We start from the raw sequence: 357 nt of genomic DNA on the forward strand, positions 1-357 counted from the left end.
GCACCACGATTACTTTCAGCTTTAATGAGCCGGTCAGCGGCTTTAGCCAGGGTGATATAACGGTAGTGGGTGGCAGCTTAAGTGCGATCACGCCGGATGCAACTGGCCAGACCTGGACGGCAACGTTTACCCCGGATGGCTCAGCTACAGCACCAAGTATCAGCGTTGCTACAGGCAGCTATAGTGATGTTGCGGGTAACCCGGGTACAGGTGATACGCTGAATGCAGCGGATGGCTTTGTGGTTGATCTGGTTGCACCGGTGGTGACTGTAAATGACAGCAACAGCAATGACAGCACCCCGGCACTGGGCGGTACGGTGAATGACCCAACAGCGATTGTTGTAGTTGAAGTGGATG

At 54.3% G+C, this 357-nt stretch carries 1 pseudogene; it reads left to right on the forward strand.

The annotated features are described in order from the left end of the window. Window positions 1–8: 8 nt before the first annotated feature. Window positions 9–357: pseudogene (locus GTU69_RS16980) on the forward strand (Ig-like domain-containing protein); the annotation flags it as partial.

The organism is Acinetobacter sp. SA01, assembly GCF_011319235.1.
Lineage (GTDB): Bacteria > Pseudomonadota > Gammaproteobacteria > Pseudomonadales > Moraxellaceae > Acinetobacter.